The 18,607-nt window shown below is 45.2% G+C and carries 26 protein-coding genes; 16 read left to right on the forward strand and 10 right to left on the reverse strand.

Annotated features, from left to right (window positions below; translation table 11 throughout):
- Positions 1 to 6: 6 nt before the first annotated feature.
- The 14 genes from M1P97_RS03205 (at position 7) to M1P97_RS03270 (ending at position 11,374) form a co-directional block, all read left to right on the forward strand.
- Entirely contained in the window at positions 7 to 303 is a 297-nt protein-coding gene (locus M1P97_RS03205) for a DUF3876 domain-containing protein (protein ID WP_249388348.1), read from the forward strand.
- 60 nt (positions 304 to 363) lie between these two features.
- The gene (locus tag M1P97_RS03210) at positions 364 to 984 is read left to right on the forward strand and encodes a DUF4141 domain-containing protein (protein WP_249388349.1); all 621 of its coding nucleotides are present in this window, start codon (positions 364 to 366) and stop codon (positions 982 to 984) included.
- 3 nt (positions 985 to 987) lie between these two features.
- A complete protein-coding gene (gene traJ / locus M1P97_RS03215) occupies positions 988 to 2,088 on the forward strand; it encodes a conjugative transposon protein TraJ (protein WP_260459575.1) in 1,101 nt (366 codons plus the stop codon).
- A gap of 24 nt (positions 2,089 to 2,112) precedes the next feature.
- The gene (gene traK / locus M1P97_RS03220) at positions 2,113 to 2,736 is read left to right on the forward strand and encodes a conjugative transposon protein TraK (protein WP_221656207.1); all 624 of its coding nucleotides are present in this window, start codon (positions 2,113 to 2,115) and stop codon (positions 2,734 to 2,736) included.
- A 4-nt stretch (positions 2,737 to 2,740) separates the two neighbouring features.
- Positions 2,741 to 3,043, forward strand: a complete 303-nt coding sequence (locus tag M1P97_RS03225) for a TraL conjugative transposon family protein (RefSeq protein ID WP_221656208.1) — start codon at positions 2,741 to 2,743, stop codon at positions 3,041 to 3,043.
- Positions 3,018 to 4,352: a conjugative transposon protein TraM gene (gene traM, locus M1P97_RS03230; protein WP_221656209.1), complete on the forward strand. Its 1,335-nt coding sequence runs from the start codon at positions 3,018 to 3,020 to the stop codon at positions 4,350 to 4,352. The genes M1P97_RS03225 and traM overlap by 26 nt, the downstream gene beginning before the upstream one ends.
- Before the next feature lie 73 nt (positions 4,353 to 4,425).
- Positions 4,426 to 5,361 (forward strand): conjugative transposon protein TraN, encoded by a 936-nt coding sequence (gene traN, locus M1P97_RS03235; protein WP_221656210.1) that lies wholly within the window; start codon positions 4,426 to 4,428, stop codon positions 5,359 to 5,361.
- Between the two features lie 2 nt (positions 5,362 to 5,363).
- Entirely contained in the window at positions 5,364 to 5,948 is a 585-nt protein-coding gene (locus M1P97_RS03240; RefSeq protein WP_225638097.1) for a conjugal transfer protein TraO, read from the forward strand.
- Positions 5,949 to 5,961: 13 nt separating this feature from the next.
- Positions 5,962 to 6,414, forward strand: a complete 453-nt coding sequence (locus M1P97_RS03245; RefSeq protein WP_249388350.1) for a DUF3872 domain-containing protein — start codon at positions 5,962 to 5,964, stop codon at positions 6,412 to 6,414.
- Positions 6,415 to 6,476: 62 nt separating this feature from the next.
- A complete protein-coding gene (locus M1P97_RS03250) occupies positions 6,477 to 7,070 on the forward strand; it encodes a M23 family metallopeptidase (protein ID WP_221656213.1) in 594 nt (197 codons plus the stop codon).
- A gap of 8 nt (positions 7,071 to 7,078) precedes the next feature.
- Entirely contained in the window at positions 7,079 to 7,540 is a 462-nt protein-coding gene (locus tag M1P97_RS03255; protein ID WP_221656214.1) for a PH domain-containing protein, read from the forward strand.
- A gap of 25 nt (positions 7,541 to 7,565) precedes the next feature.
- Positions 7,566 to 8,774 carry a DUF6047 family protein gene (locus tag M1P97_RS03260; protein WP_221656215.1) on the forward strand — a complete coding sequence of 403 codons (1,209 nt, stop codon included), beginning with the start codon at positions 7,566 to 7,568 and terminating at the stop codon, positions 8,772 to 8,774.
- A gap of 379 nt (positions 8,775 to 9,153) precedes the next feature.
- A complete protein-coding gene (locus tag M1P97_RS03265) occupies positions 9,154 to 9,579 on the forward strand; it encodes a hypothetical protein (protein ID WP_225638100.1) in 426 nt (141 codons plus the stop codon).
- Positions 9,580 to 9,670: 91 nt separating this feature from the next.
- The gene (locus M1P97_RS03270) at positions 9,671 to 11,374 is read left to right on the forward strand and encodes a hypothetical protein (protein WP_221656216.1); all 1,704 of its coding nucleotides are present in this window, start codon (positions 9,671 to 9,673) and stop codon (positions 11,372 to 11,374) included.
- A gap of 21 nt (positions 11,375 to 11,395) precedes the next feature.
- On the opposite strand, the gene M1P97_RS03275 is transcribed toward M1P97_RS03270, so the two are convergent.
- From M1P97_RS03275 to M1P97_RS03315, 9 genes are all read right to left on the reverse strand, one after another.
- A complete protein-coding gene (locus M1P97_RS03275; protein ID WP_221656217.1) occupies positions 11,396 to 12,613 on the reverse strand; it encodes a hypothetical protein in 1,218 nt (405 codons plus the stop codon).
- 149 nt (positions 12,614 to 12,762) lie between these two features.
- On the reverse strand, positions 12,763 to 12,927 hold the full coding sequence (locus M1P97_RS03280) for a hypothetical protein (protein WP_221656218.1): 165 nt from the start codon (positions 12,925 to 12,927) through the stop codon (positions 12,763 to 12,765).
- 3 nt (positions 12,928 to 12,930) lie between these two features.
- Positions 12,931 to 13,410, reverse strand: a complete 480-nt coding sequence (locus M1P97_RS03285; protein WP_221656219.1) for a DUF7258 domain-containing protein — start codon at positions 13,408 to 13,410, stop codon at positions 12,931 to 12,933.
- A 12-nt stretch (positions 13,411 to 13,422) separates the two neighbouring features.
- The gene (locus M1P97_RS03290) at positions 13,423 to 13,740 is read right to left on the reverse strand and encodes a hypothetical protein (protein ID WP_221656220.1); all 318 of its coding nucleotides are present in this window, start codon (positions 13,738 to 13,740) and stop codon (positions 13,423 to 13,425) included.
- 39 nt (positions 13,741 to 13,779) lie between these two features.
- Entirely contained in the window at positions 13,780 to 14,451 is a 672-nt protein-coding gene (locus M1P97_RS03295; protein ID WP_221656221.1) for a hypothetical protein, read from the reverse strand.
- 29 nt (positions 14,452 to 14,480) lie between these two features.
- Positions 14,481 to 15,776: a PcfJ domain-containing protein gene (locus M1P97_RS03300; protein WP_221656222.1), complete on the reverse strand. Its 1,296-nt coding sequence runs from the start codon at positions 15,774 to 15,776 to the stop codon at positions 14,481 to 14,483.
- 4 nt (positions 15,777 to 15,780) lie between these two features.
- Positions 15,781 to 16,206, reverse strand: a complete 426-nt coding sequence (locus M1P97_RS03305) for a PcfK-like family protein (protein ID WP_249388351.1) — start codon at positions 16,204 to 16,206, stop codon at positions 15,781 to 15,783.
- Between the two features lie 47 nt (positions 16,207 to 16,253).
- Entirely contained in the window at positions 16,254 to 16,883 is a 630-nt protein-coding gene (locus tag M1P97_RS03310; protein ID WP_221656590.1) for a hypothetical protein, read from the reverse strand.
- Between the two features lie 19 nt (positions 16,884 to 16,902).
- The gene (locus M1P97_RS03315; RefSeq protein WP_249388352.1) at positions 16,903 to 17,142 is read right to left on the reverse strand and encodes a hypothetical protein; all 240 of its coding nucleotides are present in this window, start codon (positions 17,140 to 17,142) and stop codon (positions 16,903 to 16,905) included.
- Between the two features lie 453 nt (positions 17,143 to 17,595).
- Between M1P97_RS03315 and M1P97_RS03320 the strand changes: the two genes are divergently transcribed.
- Entirely contained in the window at positions 17,596 to 17,889 is a 294-nt protein-coding gene (locus tag M1P97_RS03320; protein ID WP_221656588.1) for a helix-turn-helix domain-containing protein, read from the forward strand.
- Positions 17,886 to 18,197 carry a helix-turn-helix domain-containing protein gene (locus M1P97_RS03325; RefSeq protein ID WP_221656587.1) on the forward strand — a complete coding sequence of 104 codons (312 nt, stop codon included), beginning with the start codon at positions 17,886 to 17,888 and terminating at the stop codon, positions 18,195 to 18,197. Before M1P97_RS03320 ends, M1P97_RS03325 begins: the two co-directional genes overlap by 4 nt.
- Before the next feature lie 56 nt (positions 18,198 to 18,253).
- On the opposite strand, the gene M1P97_RS03330 is transcribed toward M1P97_RS03325, so the two are convergent.
- Entirely contained in the window at positions 18,254 to 18,607 is a 354-nt protein-coding gene (locus M1P97_RS03330) for a protein-tyrosine kinase (protein ID WP_221656586.1), read from the reverse strand.

Below are 18,607 nucleotides of genomic sequence, written 5' to 3' on the forward strand. Positions count from 1 at the left end.
ACAGCCATGTACAGGAAAGAATATATACCTGCCCAAGCAGTGGACAGCAATTTCCGGATGGCCGATTTACAGGGCCGTTGGAAAAACTCTTTCGGCTCGCCGGAAGTGGAAGTTGTCCGCAGCGGACATGGATACCGGATAACGTACAGTTACAAAACAGGGGTCAGTATCACGACCCGGTTATTTCGTTATGGTGGTACTGTATTCTTTAACCTGTACGGTTGGATTGCCATTTACTACGACCCGCTGCGGGATGTGCTTACCCTTTCGACCGAAGGGGACTATTACAGGGTGGAGGATTAACCCGCTTCGGCGGGTGTCTTCTCCCTTATCAATGAAACAATAACAATTAAAAGTAACAATATGAAACGATTGATTTTAATACTATGCGTGGCCGTTTTCGGTTTCGCGCATCAGGTAAAAGCACAGTGGACAGTCCTCGACCCGTCCAATTTGGTGCAGAACATACAGCAGGTAGTTAAATCAACCTCCACCGTGAGCAACCTGGTCAGCAATGTAAAGGAAACGGTAAAAATCTATGAACAGGGAAAAGCCTACTACGACGCGCTTAAATCGGTCAATAACCTGATAAAAGATGCCCGTAAGGTGAAACGTACCATTGAAATGATCGGCGACATCACCAATATGTATTCGACCGGGTTCAACAAGATGGCGTCCGATCCCAATTTCAGTGTCAATGAACTGGAAGCTATTGCCCTGGGCTATGCCAAATTGCTGGAGGAAGGCGGAGCGCTGGTCACGGAACTGAAAACCATCATCACAGGCGGAAACGGCCTCTCCCTCTCGGATAAGGAACGGATGGACGTAATCGACCAGATTTATACCAAAATGGTCGATTACCGCAACCTGACCCAATATTACACGAATAAAAATATCTCCATCTCCTTTATCCGCAGCCAGCAAAAAGGTGATATGGAGAGGGTGCGGGCGCTCTATGGCAAACCGTCAGACAGATACTGGTAAGCCATGACACTACTTGCAATAAATTTTGAAAACCTGCATCAGGTTCTCCGCAATCTGTATCAGGATATGCTACCCCTGTGCGGCGACATGATCGGTGTCGCCAAAGGGGTGGCCGGATTGGGCGCTCTGTTCTATGTGGCCTACCGGGTATGGAAGTCACTGGCCAGCGCGGAGCCAATCGACGTGTTTCCCCTGCTCCGGCCTTTCGCCATCGGGTTGTGCATCATGTTCTTTCCAACGGTAGTGCTGGGTACCATCAATGCGGTCATGTCGCCTGTCGTCACCGGAGCGCACGGTATTCTGGAAAGCCAGATGACCAACGTAGAGCAGTTGCAACAAGAACGGGATGCGCTGGAGTATGAAGCGCGGGTACGCGAGGGCAAGGAATGGTTGGTTAATGACGAGGTGTACGAAGAAAAATTCTCAGAACTCGGCATCCGGCAAATCGGCACGATGGTGTCCATGTGGTGGGAACACACCTGGTATAATATAAAGATGTGGTTCCGGCAGCTGGTGACGGATTTCTTTGAACTGCTGTATAACGCCGCCGGGCTGACGGTGGACACCTTACGAACATTCTTCCTGGTGGTGCTGGCCATATTGGGGCCGTTGTCCTTCGCCCTGTCGATTTACGATGGCTTCCAGTCTACCCTTACCAACTGGATTTCCCGGTATATAAGCGTGTACCTGTGGCTTCCCGTGGCCGACATTTTTTCGGCGGTACTCTCTAAAATTCAGGCATTGATGCTGGAAAGCGACATTGCCCTGCTGCAAGACCCCAGCTATATTCCGGATAGCTCGAACGGGGTGTATATCGTCTTTCTGATTATCGGTATTATCGGCTATTTCAGCGTTCCGACGGTCGCCGAGTGGATTATCCAATCGGGCGGCGGAGCCAGCGGTGCGATGAGCGGTATCAACCGGGCCGGCGCATTTACCGCAGGTGTGGCCGGAGGTATTGCCGGTAATGTACTGGGGCGCAGGTTCCGTGGAAAGATCGGAGGCGGTTCTTCGGGCGGCAGCGATTCAGGCGGCGGTGGCTCCGGCTCTCCCAACGGGCAGAACCTGGCAACACAGAACGGCGGTTCTTCAGGAAGCGCTTAACAGTCATTATTAATCAGTATCAATATGGAGTTCAAATCATTAAAAAACATAGAAAGCAGCTTTAAGCAGATAAGGCTGTTCGGCATGGTCTTTCTCTGCCTTTGTGCGGTGGTGGCGGTATTCAGTGTAATCAAGTCCTACCAGTTTGCCGAAGCGCAGCGGCAGAAAATTTACATACTCGATGGGGGAAAATCCCTCATGCTGGCCCTCTCGCAAGACCTTTCGCAAAATCGTCCGGTCGAAGCGAAAGAGCATATACGTCGGTTTCACGAGCTTTTTTTTACGCTCTCTCCCGACCGGGCAGCCATCGAATCCAATATCAACCGGGCTCTGTTCCTGGTGGATAAGAGTGCCTTTGCGTATTATCAGGATTTTCAGGAAAAGGGGTACTATAACCGCATTGTGTCGGGCAATATTAATCAAACCGTGCAGGTCGATTCTGTGGCGGTGGATATGAGAGTGTATCCCTACCGGGCTATAACCTACGCCCGGCAGATGATTATCCGCCAGAGCAATATCACCGAGCGTTCGCTCGTCACCCGATGCAACCTGATTAATTCCGTCCGCTCGGATAACAACCCGCACGGGTTTACAATGGAAAAGTTTGAGATTGTCGAAAACCGCGATGTGCGGACATTAGCCAGGTAAGAGTATGGTACGCAAGAAAATAAAAGCCTTCGGGGAGTGGTTGGAAGACCACCTGAGGCGGCTGTGCGGGGAAATTACCCCGGACAAGCGGATAATAGTCATCCTGACGATGTTTCTGCTCTTTACGGGGCTTTCCCTCTACTTCACCATTTCCTCCATTTACCGCTTCGGTAAGGGGAAAGGGGAACGGATGCAAATTCAGCATATCGAGCGGCTGGAACTGGAACTCCGGCAGAAACAGAGCCAGTTGGACAGTGTAAAACAAATAAACGATTTTAATTATGAATACGACAGAGAAACAGAATAAGCCTGCGGCGGAGAAAGAGAAAAAACAGCTCACGCCCCAGCAAATACAGAAGCGGAAGAAAATGGTCATTTTCCCGCTGCTGTTCCTGCTGTTCACAGCTTCCATGTGGCTCATCTTCGCCCCATCCGGGGAGGACAAAGAGCAACAGCAGGAAGGTTTCAATACCGAACTGCCCACACCCAAACAGAACGGTATCGTGGGCGACAAGATCGACGCTTACACGCAGGAAGCCATGCAGAGTAAACAACAGGAAAAAATGCGGTCTTTGCAGGATTTCGCCTTCTCCCTGGGTGAAGATGAAACCGAAAGACAATCCGCATCGGCTTCCCAAACAGTGGAGTATTACGAGAAACCGGAACCCTCCGGAGGCGTTGACACCCGTGGTAACAACGCTTTCCGGTCTTCCGTCGCTGCATACGAGAATGTAAACAAGCAGCTGGGCAGTTTTTATGAGGAACCGGCCGCGAAGGAAGCGGACGAACAGGCCCGGCTGGCAATGGAGCAGCGCATCGGGGAACTGGAACGCCGGTTGGAGGAAGAACAGCAGCGCAAGTCCGCAGAGGAAGACCAACTGGCGATGATTGAGAAGTCCTACGCCATTGCCGCCCGGTATATGGGTAGCGGACAGCAAAACGCTGCTACCGATGCCCAGGCGGCGCAGGCCGCTGCCACTTCCGGCAATCGTAAGGCTGCCGTGCAGCCTGTTCGCCAGGTGCGCCGTAATGTGGTGTCATTGCTGGCGGCACCTATGCCCGATTCGGTTTTCATGCAGGAGTTTGTGAAGCCCCGTAATTGGGGATTCCACACGGCTGCCGGGAATGAGGATGTGAAGGAGAAAAACAGCATCCGGGCGTGTGTCTATCAGACGGTAACCATTACCGACGGTCAGGAGGTCGGGCTACGGCTGTTGGAACCGATGATGGCCGGAACGACCCTGATTCCCGCCAATACGGTGATAAACGGGTCGGCGCGGATCAGCGGTGAACGGATGGGTATTGCTGTCAGTGCCGTACAGTATGCCGGAAATGTGATACCCGTAGAACTGATGGTTTTCGACCTCGATGGCGGGGAGGGCATTTTCGTTCCCGGCTCGGAGGAAATTAATGCCGTCAAAGAGATAGCCGCCAATATGGGTTCGGGTATGGGAAGCAGCATCACCATTACGGACGATGCCGGTTCCCAGCTGCTGGCCGACCTGGGGCGAAGTGCCATACAGGGTGCATCGCAGTATGTCAGTAAGAAAATGCGGACGGTCAAGATAACCCTGAAAGCCGGTTATCAGGTATTGCTTCTTCCTCCCATGAAATAATAAGACCACTAAAAATTCAAAGTTAAATCCGGTTCCGGGCCTATCCACCCGGTGCCATAAAAAACAATCAAGTATGAAAAAGATTTTTTTAGCACTCGCTTTGGTTGGGTGCATCTTTACAGCCAACGCACAGGAAACCGAAAGCGTTACATTTTCCTCAAAGGGCGACTACTTCGACGGGCTGACCCGTCCGCTCACTTTCAACCGCATGATACCGCCCTACGCGCTGGAGGTTACGTTCTCCAAGACGGTGCATATCATTTTCCCGGCAGCCATCCGCTATGTGGATTTAGGCTCGGCAGATCTGCTGGCGGCGAAAGCCGACGGCACGGAAAACGTACTGAGGGTGAAAGCCGCCCTGCGGGATTTCAGCCGCGAGAGCAATCTGGCGGTCATCACCGAAGACGGTGCCTACTACACCTTTAATGTTCGCTATGCCGATGAACCCCGCAAGCTGTCTATCGAGATGACCGATTTTCTGCACGATGGTGAAGCTGTGAACCGCCCGAACAACGCGATGGAAATATATATGAAAGAACTCGGGCAGGAATCGCCCCTGCTGGTGAAACTGATTATGAGGTCGATTTATAAGAACAACAAACGGGAGATTAAGCATATTGGCTGCAAACGTTTCGGCATCCAGCACCTCTTAAAAGGCATTTACTCGCATAACGAGTTGCTCTATTTCCATACAGAATTGAAAAACTCGTCCAACGTGCCTTTCGACGTAGATCATATCACCTTTAAAATCGTGGATAAAAAGGTAGCCAAGCGCACCGCCATTCAGGAACAGGTAATCTGGCCGATCCGGGCACATAATTACATGATGATCGTGGGCGGCAAAAAGAGTGAACGCACGGTGTTCACCCTGCCCAAGTTCACGATACCGGACGATAAGCACCTGGTTGTGGAACTGTACGAAAAAGAAGGCGGGCGACACCAAACCTTTACGGTAGAAAACGCCGACCTGGTTCGTGCCAAAGTGATTAACGAACTAAAAGCGAGATAACAATGAGAAGGGCAGTATTATTTATAGCGGCGGCGTTGTGCTTTGTCTTTGCGGACAAGGCGCACGCCCAGCGTGCCCTGCCGGGGATGCGGGGACTGGAAATACGTGGCGGTATGGTGGATGGTTTTCACTCGTCCGGCAGCCGTAACGAATTGGGTTATTACTTCGGTGCCGGTATGGCGACCTACACGAAGAACGCCAATAAATGGGTGTTCGGCGCGGAGTACCTGAACCGGTATTATCCCTATAAGGATGGGCGCATCCCTGTGGTACAGTTTACAGGGGAAGGAGGCTACTACTATAAGTTTATGGCCGACGGCTCCAAAACCTTTTTCTTCTATCTGGGCGCTTCGGCGATGGCCGGATATGAAACGGTGAATTGGGGCGACAATCTATTGTATGACGGCTCTACGATACAGAATAAAGATAAGTTCCTGTACGGCGGAGCAATCACGCTTCAGGTCGATGTCTATCTGACCGATAAAGTGATCCTCTTACTGACGGGGCGGGAACGTATCCTATGGGGTACGACTACCGGCCATTTTCATACACAGTTCGGTATCGGGCTGAAATTTATGATACATTAAAAACAACTTTGCAATGAAAAAGATAGGTTTTAAAAAGATACTTGCACTGACGGCGTGGCTGGCGGCCATCATCCTGATGTTCGTTGCCTGTTCCGAAGACCTGGATGTAAAACAGGCATATACATTCGACCTGGAAACGATGCCGGTACAGAAAAAGATTACTGCCGGACAAACGGCGGAAATCCGCTGTACGCTGGTGCGGGAGGGGCAGTACAGCGATGTGAAATTCACAATCCGCTATTTTCAGTCCGACGGCAATGGGGAGCTTCGCATGGACGACGGGATGCTTTTTACCCCGAATGACCGCTATCCGCTCGACAGGACGGAGTTCAGGCTGTATTACACCTCGCTCGGTACGGATCAACAGACGATAGATGTCTATATTGAGGATAGCTTCGGGCAAGTAGCAAAAAAGACGTTCAGCTGGCAGAATGACAGCGGGGACGATGATGAAGACGGGGAATAAAACTCACAGCGCAGGCGGGCGTCCGGTATATACCGGATGCCTGCTTCACTGAAAACCTAATTATGAAATTCATCATAATGTCCATCATCGTTTTGATGCACCTGCCCGTATGGGGCCAGCCGGGTAAATCACCCAAGAGGGAACAGGCGGTCGAGCAATGCACGGAAACTGTTTACACGATAACAGGGTTTAAGCGGATAGCGGATTCGCTACAAATGTCCGTCGGAGAATTATCGGACTATCCCGTTATTTTTCCGGTGAAGAAACCGGTAATCTCATCGGGTTTCGGGATACGTAAACATCCTGTTTACAAGGTACGGATGTTCCACACGGGGATTGATATTACCCAAGTGAAAGGTACTCCGGTATATGCCACGGGGAACGGCGTCGTAACCCGGAAGGGGTATAATACAGGGTACGGATATTATATAGAAATCCGGCACGCATGCGGTTTCCGTTCGTTCTATGCCCACCTGAGTAAAACGATGGTAAATACGGGCGATCCGGTAAGTATCATGCAGCAGATTGGCTGTGTAGGCGATACCGGAGTAACAACGGGCAGCCACCTGCATTACGAAGTAAGGAAAGGTAAAGGTTTCCTGAATCCTGCCGGCTGGTGCTGCTGTCTGTTAGAATTGTTAAATAACGACTTATAAAAATCAACGTGAAATTCCTTGCAACCTATTTTCAACCGGGAGAGGAAATAATATACAGGGCCAGCATCCACTTTCTTCTCTTTTGGGAGCCGTTATGCCTGCTGGCTATCGGCGGGTTTATCCTCTACGGGGTTTCTTCCCCGGTAATGAAATGGCTCGGTATAACCGTGCTGTTCCTGGGATTGGTTTCACTGGTACAACGAATCTTTATTAAGATTGATTCCTTGTTCATTGTTACCAATTACCGGGTGATACTAAAAACGGGCGTTATCAGCCGCCGGGTACGGGAGCTGGTACATACAAAGGTAGAGGGGCTTATAGTTACGCAGAGCGTAGCGGGCAGGCTCTTTGGGTACGGCACGTTGCTCGTTACCACCGGAGGCGCAATCAATACTTACCATTTCGTTGCCGATCCGATGCGTTTCAAAATGGAAGTTAATTCCGCGATTGAAGCCTGCCGGAGCAGATAAAATAACAAACATTAATAAGTTAAAGATGAAAACACAAGAAAATAAGAATTTCGATCCTTACCGGATAATAAAACCGGGCGATCTTTATATGATGCTTTCCCCCGAAGGGAAAGTCAAGAGTGTGATGGAGGGTGACATCATGTATGAAAACTTCCATGAGTTCATATACGATGCAGTTTATTATCTCCAAAAAGGAAGGGACGCACCTTACCTGAATGATTTTTTCCTTCATTACCGCTTTAAGGACAGTAGGGATGTTCCATATTGGAAAAGGGGAGATAGTGATGAAGCACATCATCAAAGGGTATTTGATACGATAAAAGATCAGGGCTTGAAACCTCATCAGGCTATACGCTTGTATCCGGCCATGTATTGTTACGAAAACGGGTTAAACCCGTTGTTTCAGGAAAATTCGCAGAAAGAATTGGAAAAACAGCCTGCATACCAGCACGCCGTGTTAAGGTATTCCAATTTCGGGGAAAGGATGGACTACCCAACCTACCACGGGATTGAAACGGATAAAGGGGTGGTTCTGTTCGATGGGACACAGCAGGGTGAAGAGTTGCAACAGAAATATATTGATTTCCATGCTGCCAATTACTTTGATGCCCGGCTGGATATTACACTCCTCAATAAATTGGATGTAATCCCGGATGCGCAGCAGTTGGGCAAAGTGAATCCGGATCTGGGTGCGTTGTATGCCGATGGGCCGGAGCCTTTCGGGATGCTCCCGGCTTCCGCATATTGCGACAGGAACGATTTCAGGGCTGTGTGCGTCAATAATGAATATAACATGGCTCCGGAAAATGAGCAATTTATCCGGTTTGCCGGATTGGATGCCGATATTATTCCACTCCCAACCGATACCTATGATATAAGCGCCCTTTTGTGGTTGTCCGACCCGAAATGCCATGATCCGGAGATTGCAGATGATTTTCCGAATTTCTTTTCCTATCACGACCGTTTCGACCCGCTGGATGAGAGGTTCCGGGATGCACCGGATGAAGCTGGGCGCAATGAGGTGATGAATCAGGTCAGGAAATTGGCAGGGGAGATACTCAAAGAGGATTTTCCGAATATCCGAAAACAGAATACCCCGGCGGATAATAAACTGCAAACAGGGAAAACGGAAAAAGAGGAAATGATGCAAAAGAAAACACCACCGCCTAAAATTTCCACGCCGCCCAAAAAGCAGTTTACGCCACCCCAAAAGAAAGGTGGCCTGAAAATGTAGAGTTGGATGGTACTTGAAATGAAGTATTTTGGTTCAAAATACGCAGACCGGTATAGCCGGATAACACATAGGGTCAGGATTCTATGTAAAAACCGGAATTAATTCCTATCTTTGCAAATGGGTATCGGGTTATAATATCCAATACTCCGGAAGCGGGAAAGAACAGCATATAAGGGGCTTTAGAAAACAGCCAATTGACAAAAGTCCACCCAAGTATGATAGTTCTCTTTTGCCTTATTCGTGTATATGAGCAAAATCATATATCGAAAGGGCGTAAGATTACAGACTATCAGTGGACATGGGCGCTGGCTGTGCCTCTAAAGCCGATATGTCAGTAACTCTTGCGCCCGATTTCGTTTATTGATTTAGAGCTACGAATATGGAAACAACAGAAAAATTATCAGACAACATTTTCGGTGCGCTTACCCGCTCCGAAGTCGCGGAGAAATTGGCTCCGGCCATTCGCTTGCATGGCATTGAGGTGCAGAATGACTGCTTTGTATTTCCCGGTATTTCTCCCACGGTGGGCATATCCGAATCACAGTTGCCGGGGCCGGATGCTCCGGGAGTTATACGTTTTGAGGATATAGCTTCTATCACTCCTTTTAGCGCCCGTATCGAGGTTCTGTTATTTTCGGGAGAACTCTATACTTTTTCCATAACGGATACTGTCAGAACGCATATAAATACCTATAAAAGCGGTGCGACATCTGTTCCTCCTAAACATGAAACGACGGCGAAAGTTATTGCGGATAATATCTGGGATGGGCTGGAGAAAACGCTGTCTTCAGGGAAAGATAAATAAGCAAGTGCCGGTAACTTATTGAAAAACACCTGACAGAATATTTCGTCAGGTGTTTTTTTATGGGTATTTTTGCAGAAAATTATGCAGGCATATGAAACAGTTTATCAGATTAGAATATAGTGATTGTTTTCCAGAAAATCCACAAGAAATATCTAATTACTTACAAGGAATTTCTCGACATGACCTATTACGGCTATGTGCTTTGTTTCTTACTCGAAAAAGCGAGACTGTATATGACTATTTATCAAGTTATTTCACTAAAGAGAATAATGAATACATAAACCAGCTATGGAGAAACTTAGAAAATAGCAAGGATAATATTGATCATTATGCTATTACTAACATAGAAAGTTCTTTACGACTTTATGAATATGTTTTTGACAATATAAATGCAGTTGAGACTACATTGTCAGAGCCTGAAATAGAAATGAATGTATTTAAGGCTTATCTGTTGTTCAATGCACAAATAAATTCAGGGGATAATACAGCAAGTGAAAGCACAAAACATATTCAAGAAGGTAGAGCTAAGGCATTATTGTTAGCTCAAATGTTCCAATACTTTGATATTACAAATTATCGGTTTAGGCAGGAATTATATGTCCAGACAGTGAAAGCCATTTATCTTTATGAGTTTTTATCTTCAAATGAGAAGACACAGTTGTTATATGAAAAATATTTGGAATATTATAACTGTGCTGATTGGCAGGAATTTATGCAGTTTATGACTTCTTTTGCTTATATCTATTGGGGAAGAGATGATGACCAAACATATGTCAATTTGCTTGTTGATCCATCAGATAAGGAGTATGACAAAAAATGTGAGTTTATAGAAAAACTTGTTATAGATGCGGGTATAGAGGATATGGACTTCAGGATATTGCGAAGTCATCCTATTTATAAAGAAAGTAGAGGGAATTATTATTTTGTATATGGATATTTTCTGTTAGAACTAATATACAAAGGGGTATATTTCAAATTAAATGAGTTGAACGCTAAATTACCAAAGAACCAGCAAATAAAGGGATTTCGATCTTTTTATTGTGATTATTTTTCAGAGCAAACCCTCTTGTACAATGTTTTGAAAGATGTATATGGCAAAAAATATATTCAAATGCCAGGCGACTATATAAAAAATGAATTTGGTATTATTGCAGAGCCTGATTACTATATTCGTAACGGAAATAAAATCTTCCTATTTGAATCAAAAGATATACTTATCCCATCAGAAACTAAAGTTTCCAATGATTATGAAAATATTTCGAGCGAACTAAAGAAACGATTATACTATGAAGAAAAAAGGAATGGTGGAATTGATAATAAAGCAGTGCTTCAATTATTAAATAACACGCAAAAGATACTCAGAAAAACTGCGGAATGGGATCAAGGTTATAAAGAAAAAAATATCAGAATATACCCAATTATCATTCTACATGATAATATCTATAATTGTCCGGGTATAAATGATCTGGTGAGGATGTGGTTTGAGGAAGAGTTAGAAAAAATGAGAGAGGAATATGATGTTTCCCGTATAGAAAATATAACTATCATAAATATAGATGTATTTATAGTTTATAAAGACTTACTCCAAAAATCAGAAGGTTCTTTAGACAAGATGATTTCTTCTTATCACAAATATGTGTCCGAGGATATAGCGAAAAAAGCCCGTACACAAGAAGAGGCAATAAAGATGTATAAAGATCGAATAATATCCTTTGAGTATTATCTATCAACGAAGTACTCTCCCGATTACAAAAGAATGTTTATGCAGGTTGCTAAAACCTATATAAAAGAGTAATGATTGAAACGGTATTTGTTTTCATTTCATTTTATTAACTATTACATTCTTGATTATTTTACTATCGAAATAGTCCTTAATTGTAATAAGTTTGTCTGTTGTTATTCCAAGATCATACACAAATCTTTCTTCGATAAGCTCTGGAGCAGGATTAACAATTATTACTTCGGGCATCGTTATTCTTGATGAAAATGCTTTTTTGAAAAGTTCGCTACTTCTCAAATCCGTTTTTGGGAATGAATAACCAATTACAAAAATCTTATCCGCTTCAATGAGTTGTTTTTCCGCCTCATCCCATAGGTTAGTGAATAGATTCCCATAAAAATCATACTTTTTATCTCTTACTGGCGGAATAATCAATGGCATAGAGATTACACCTGAGTCATCAGATACCCCTTCTCTCATAAAAGGATTTTTAGGTCGCATCCTTGTTATTAGAAAACCTTTGGGTGCGGCACGTCCTTCTGTTTGCAAATTAGGAGGATAATATCCGTAAGAAAACGGTTCATATCCATCCATATATCTTCCAGCATAAGTTGAATATGGATTTTGGGTGCTTTCATAAACAAAAAAATTATCAGCACTAAGTGCTTGCATAGGGATTTCTTTTCCATTTTCAAAAGTAACATAGCTGGTTAGCCAGTTGCTTGACCCATGTAGTTTAAGCAATCTCGGCATCTGAATACTTTTGATGTTTGTGTTCATCCATTTATCACGATAAACTCCAAGCGGTTTAACGTAATAACCGGTATCGCAATTCCAGCTCGTAACTTCCATCAAAGCACGATCCATTAAAGTATCCCAGTTGAAAGTGATTATAGCATCGTCATTAGTAACCAATTTAGCTAAGTCCAAATGCGTTTGAGAAATTGGCCCATTTTGAATCTGGTTTATACCTGCAATAAATAAGAAAATAAGTTCATAATAAGCACCTAAGGTTACTTGCTCTTCGACTGACTTATTATTTTTATTGGCTTTTATAATATCATAAGCTTTTATTTGTATTTCTGAGTGCAAGTTCTCAATATCTTCATTAAAATCAAATAAATCAAGATGATCTAACCCATCACGCAAATTGAGATAATATAATAATTTAGTCTTTAATGCCCAAGGGTCAAAATTTATCGGCAACTTTGAATATGTAGAGAAAAAGTCATTTGCGATAGGCATACGTTGTCCCGTTGGGGATGAGTTATACGATTTTGAAGCACCGGCTCCTAATAAAAATACATTTTTCATATCGTGATGATTTTTAGAGCCAAAGATAAGCATAAATGACATGAGATGAATATTGTTACATCTTATTCTTTAGGGCTTTTTGTTACTTTTTCTCCCGCTCAGTTTCTGGCTCATGGAAAAAGTAACGGGCGGAAAAACCGCCCGTCCCGTTATTCGTTTCGTCCACAAAAAACCGGTACATACCATTGGTCGCTGTAATTCTCTCCCAGCAGACTGAAAAATCCGGTCAGTTTGCTGTCTTGGGCGTATTTTTTGGCTTCCAATATGGTCGGAAACTCGCCCAGCTTCCGAAAGCCGATAAATAGTTTATACATGGCTCAAATAGTATTTTCGATAGAAAGAATAGGGGTATTTTTGCGTAGCCATTCCTCAATATGCGCCATATTGTATTCAGAGGTGATTACTGCCATATCGTAGGCAACCAGCGTAAAACGACTGCTTTCATAGCTGTCTATCCATTCTTTCAGATTGACTGCGCCCCAACTCTTATAATCACGGGCAAACATCCTGTCAATTTCAGCTATGCTCTTTGTAAACCTTACCCGCAGGGTTTGGTATCTGTCGTCGATTATTTCAAGGTGGCGGAGTGACCCGAAGTCATCACACAGGCGGGCGAATGCCCAGCCGTCCTTGTAAGATTGGTTTCCCCATTGGTGGGGTTCGTCATAGCGTACCCTTACTTCCGCAGTATGTTCCCCGACCTTAATTTCCTCGATAGTTCCCGTTACCATAAGTCCCGTGAAGATGCACTTGCACCGTTTGCCGATTAATTCTTCGCTGACGTCTTTTGCTTTCATGTCCGTTGATTTTTAGATTAATATTGCTTTTGTCCTGTCCCTGTTTGCCCAAAATGCGCCATTACAGAAATAGGTATAGCCGTTGTACCAATTTGCCCGTCTTTTGATATTAGTGCCTTCCGGCGGTCGAATTTCGATGGAGGTGGTTTCCATGTTATGTCCGATAGTGATTATCAACTCGCAGTTGCGCCATATCTCAAAGTGGGTTCTGAAACCGTGCTTGCCCTCGACAAGCATTACAGCCTCTTTCACGGCATCCTGTACCTCCGAATCACATTCGGGAAGCGGTGTTATTTCCCTGCCCATATATCCGTTATATATAATTTTCATACTGTTAGTTGTTATGGGCGGCTGTCGCCGCCCCGATTTTTAGAGTTCGTTATCCAATAGCCTTTCCTCAATATCATCATAGATGTTGTTAAAACGGTCTTGGTATTCTTCATAAAAAGAGCCGTTTTCGTCACACATATCCTCACGGTCTTTACCGTATTCCTGTTCCAACTGCAAGTCTGCCAGTTCGCAGATGATTTCCATTTGCAGGGAGTGGGCATCGTCCGAATCAAGCGTTATAATGCCTTTGCGGTGTTTCCAATATTGGTGAATATTGTCTTTATCCGACCGCTGTATCTTGTTCCAAAACATCCGGTAATGGTAGTCTGTCGCCGTTTGGCTGTCTATGCCCGAAATGACGGCTTTGGTTTGGGTGGGCATATATTCCCACCATTGGTCGGCATCCTTGTACCATTGGTGTACATTACCGTGTAGCGAGTTGTCTTTTAATGCGTACACATTTTGAGTATGCAGGTAAGTTCCCACATTCCTTTTCCAACACAACCGCAACCAATCCTCATTGGTGAATTTTTCTAATTGGTTGTGTTTTTCAATGGCTTCGTCCACGTTGGCAACGTATATCAGTTTCCCTCTGTTATTCAGCGTATTTGCCAAATAGTAGGCGTACCTATCTGCATCGCAATGATGCAGGAAGTTCGTTCCCCTTACGGCATAGCCGTTTTCCGTTTTTACAATTCTACACTTTTTCATGTCGTTATAATTTATTGGTGATTACTGTCTTATGCTGCCAGCCTTCCTGCGATAAGCGGCATATTGCTGTTTACAAGGTTTACAATTTGCTCATGGTAGGGAGTAACGTTGTTACAGGCTCCACGGCATTGAATTACGCGCAGTTGGGATATGGAAACCTCTACGGTTTCGGTTTTCCTGCCGTCCACCATTGCCGAAAGTATCAGCGAATCCGCTTTTGAGTGGTAACTGCCTACGCAGTGGTGCATCGCTTTACCCTCTAAAATAATCTCTGCCACGCTCTCAAGCACTCGGACGGTGATTTGCCCATCGGTAAACAACAGTCCGAAAAACCGTGCTTTGGCTTTCAGGAATCCGGCTTCCTTTTCCCTGTTTTTGGCTATGATTTCTTGTTCCTCAATCTTCGCTTTTTTCTGCATATAGCGGTCATGTTCGGCACGGAGGTCTGACGGGCATACATACTTGGCGTTATGGAGGTCTTTGCCAAAAAAGCGCAGGAAATCAATATAATCGCACCATAATCCTGCATCTTTGATTTTGTAACCGTTGCGGATGCAGATACGGGCAGACGGCCAGTAACTATCCATCGGTCTTTTGCTTTTGTTCATTATCTCCGATAGCAGGCTTGTATATCCCGTTTTAAAGAGGGTTTCCGCACGGTTGTCGGATAGCAGGGTGCAAAACAGGTTCATCGGTCTTTGTCCGTAGAATCCCTTTTTATAGCCTGTTCGTTTGAGTTCGGGGATAAGTTTCTGACGGGGATAGATTACGCCCGTGGAAATCTGCTCATATACATTCACGTAAAATTTATTATTGGCGTTCTCGTTACGCAGTTCCAGCGGAGTGCCGAATATCCACGAATCTATGTAGCAATTACCCATTGTCTGCCGAAGCCGTGCGAATGTGCAATGCTTTTTTCCGCTTGGGTCAATCCACCGTTGCATCACCTCCGAATGGTCGTATTTGGCGGTTTCCCCGACCTTTGCCGAATAGAGGAACATGACGGTACGCAATACCTGATACCCCTTGTGTGCTGTGAAAATGGTCATATAGTAACGGCTTTCAAATTTCCGTTTCTTAGTCGTTTCTACCTTTAGCTTGGTATGGCAGTTCGGGCAATGGCAGTCCGTCAGAATGGAAACTAAATATCCTGCGCCCTGCCATGAATGACCGCACTCGGTACAGGTTATTACTCCTTTCTCGGTGCGGTGCCCGATAGGTTCGATAATATTCCTGTAACCCCATTCTATCTGCCTGTTAGTGAGTTTGGGCAAAGTCTTGCTTGCCTCTACCACTTGCTGTTGGAATTTATTTTGCGGTTTCATGGCTTCAGAAATTAAATAGATTGGGTATGTTGGCTTCGGGTTGCTTGGCTTTCGGCTTGCTCTTGCCCTGCTTCATCTTGGCGTAGGCTTCGTCCTGTGCTTTCTGAATAGCTTTTTGCCGTGCCTGTGCCTTTTCTTCCTCGGTCAGAACAATGGTGTGATTAACTACCACCTGACACGTTATCGGCTTACCCGCATCAATGTCTTCCTCATCGTAATAATGAAGTGCCATCGAATAGATTTCATCGTCCGTGAAGCCGTTTATACCGCTTTTCTGCACGGTGTTGAGTATGTAGTTCACGCACTCGTCTATGTTCTTTTTCGGGTTGGCGAATACGGGTGCGAACAGTTCATCTTCCTGCGCCCTCTGCTCCAGATAGTTCTGAATGGTCGCTTTGAAATAATCGGTTGCTTTATTTTCGGTTCTCATCGTCTTGGGATTTTGTGGGGCGGATTGGCTCCGCCCCATATTGATGACTATTTTATTTCAGTGAATTTTGTATAACCCTCCAATGCAATGTCAATTACCTGTTTTGTAAGGTCGTTGTAGTAGGTTGTCCCGCTGTGGATAATCCGGTGTATGATTTGAATTTCCTGCTCTGTCATTCGGGATTTATTGCCACAAAACGGGCATCGTGCAATCGTGGTTAATTGGTTGTCTACGATTCTCTGCTGTACGATTTCAAGTACAAAGTATCCCTTTACGTTTTGTAAGTCCTGAAAAGGCATTTCGTTTTTTTCGTCTCCCGGACAGGGAAAGTTCATGCCGAATGAATAGCCGGATGTATGTTCGTGGCGTATGTAGAAATTACTATGTCCTATTGACAATTCGCCCTCGTTAAACAGATACCGTGGAATTGCTATTTGAAACCCTCGCTCAAAATCTTCGTAACTTCCAAACAGTTCTTCGTGATTCTCATCCGGGAAGGGGAAGCGGTATCGGAAAGGGTACTTTGGATTGAGGTAATCCGCAGGTTGCAAATTTCCGGGTTGATACGTTGCCCTCGGCAGTTCCTTTTTCAGTTGGTCGTATGTGGTATAATAGAGGTTCTCGCAACAACCTAAACCAACGCTCCCGTACTTAATATGTCCAATGTTTTCGCTCATGGCTTTGAATTTTAATTGATTAGAAAATGTGAGTAATAAGGAAATAGAAAAAGCCAATCAGGCAGATAAGAGATACAAGGCAGGAAGCAATGCTTTTCAGGATATTCCAACAGAAAACCACGCCCAAAACCACCCATATAAAGTCCACCCCCCACAGGTAAAACCCTGCTACGGTCGCCACTATCTTTGCTCCCAATTTTATGCTGGATGGAAGGTTGATAGATTCTCGTTTCCAATTATTTTTTTCTGCTGTTCTCATAACGTCTGACTTTTTTTTTATGCCGTGACGGAGCCGGTGTGATGAGTTCTGTTTCAGAAGCATGGAAGATAAGGGGTTAGCACACGCAAATTTTTTGTGAGAAATACGCAACGTCGGAACGATGTCGGAAGATTTTTTGCCAAAAATTTTCGGGTGCGTGAACCCCTGATATATCTTCGCTTCTGGCAACAGAACTCATCATATTACAACCGGCTCTTTAAGGCATAAGAAAATGAGGAAGACGTTATATCAGAGAACAGTAGAAAAATTACGCACAGTGATTTTATACGGGAATTAAAATCACTGCGGACACTAAGCTATGGAAGTGATCGACTGTTTGGCTGCCCGAAGCCGACAGTATAAGGACAGAGGCATCCGCTAAAGAATGAAGCGGGAAATAGATGCTCCAGACTTCTTATATTTGCTTTCCGGGAATGGCCAAAATGTAGAAGTATGGAATTGATAAGCATAAGTGTAAAGGTTTTCAACGCATTGGCCGAGCGTATGAAAACAATCGAAGCGAAGGCCGAAACATTGTGCCGCAGGCAGGATGATCTGGGGCTGAAGAAATGGCTGGATCATCAGGAGGTTTGCCAGATTTTAGGAATCAGCAAACGCACCCTGCAATATTACAGGGAAAAAGGGTTGCTGCCGTGTAGTCAAATCCGGCATAAGATATTCTATAAGCCGGAAGATGTGCAGAAACTGCTGGAAATGTCGCACCATCCAATTATCGCAACGCCATGAACAGCTATTTAATAGACAAGCAGGAACCGTGCGTGGCCGACTTTTTCCGCCGTATGGAAAAGACAATTAAAATGCTCGATAAATTGGATAACGGCAACAGACGCACCTTTAACGGACAGCGTTTTCTGACCGATAAAGAGTTGTCGGATATTTTGAAGATCAGCCGCCGGACGTTACAGGAATACCGTTCCGCAGGCAGGATACCTTATTACCTGATTTGCGGAAAGGTGATTTACAAGGAATCGGAGATACAACAATTCCTGGAGGACGGACGAAAACAATGCCTCGATGAAATGGAATTACTCTAAACGAAAGAACGGCCCCAATCTGTGATGGAGCCGTTCTTTGTTTTGATAGGGCGGAGTTAATTCAGCATAGCCTCCATGCCCGGAATTTTCCAGATTACAAGCGGATTTACCGCCTGTTCGATTATCCACTGACGGTACTGTTCGGCTTTGAGGGATTTAAGCCGGAAAGCCAGTGCCGTTATCATTTCCAGATTATAGAGTGTTCTGCCGCCGCCGGCAGTAGCTTCATGGAAGCATACTTTTTCTTCTCTCAAAACTCCGTTTTTAAGTATCGAGCGGATATTGCTGTTTACGGCTGATACGAACACGCCGAAAAGGTCGGCGATCTGGTGCTGGGTAAGCCATACGGTTCCCTGCCGGGGGCGAATGGTTACACGCCCTTTTTCTATGGTAATTGATTCGTTATTCAT

This window comes from Parabacteroides leei (assembly GCF_023369805.1).
GTDB lineage: Bacteria > Bacteroidota > Bacteroidia > Bacteroidales > Tannerellaceae > Parabacteroides > Parabacteroides leei.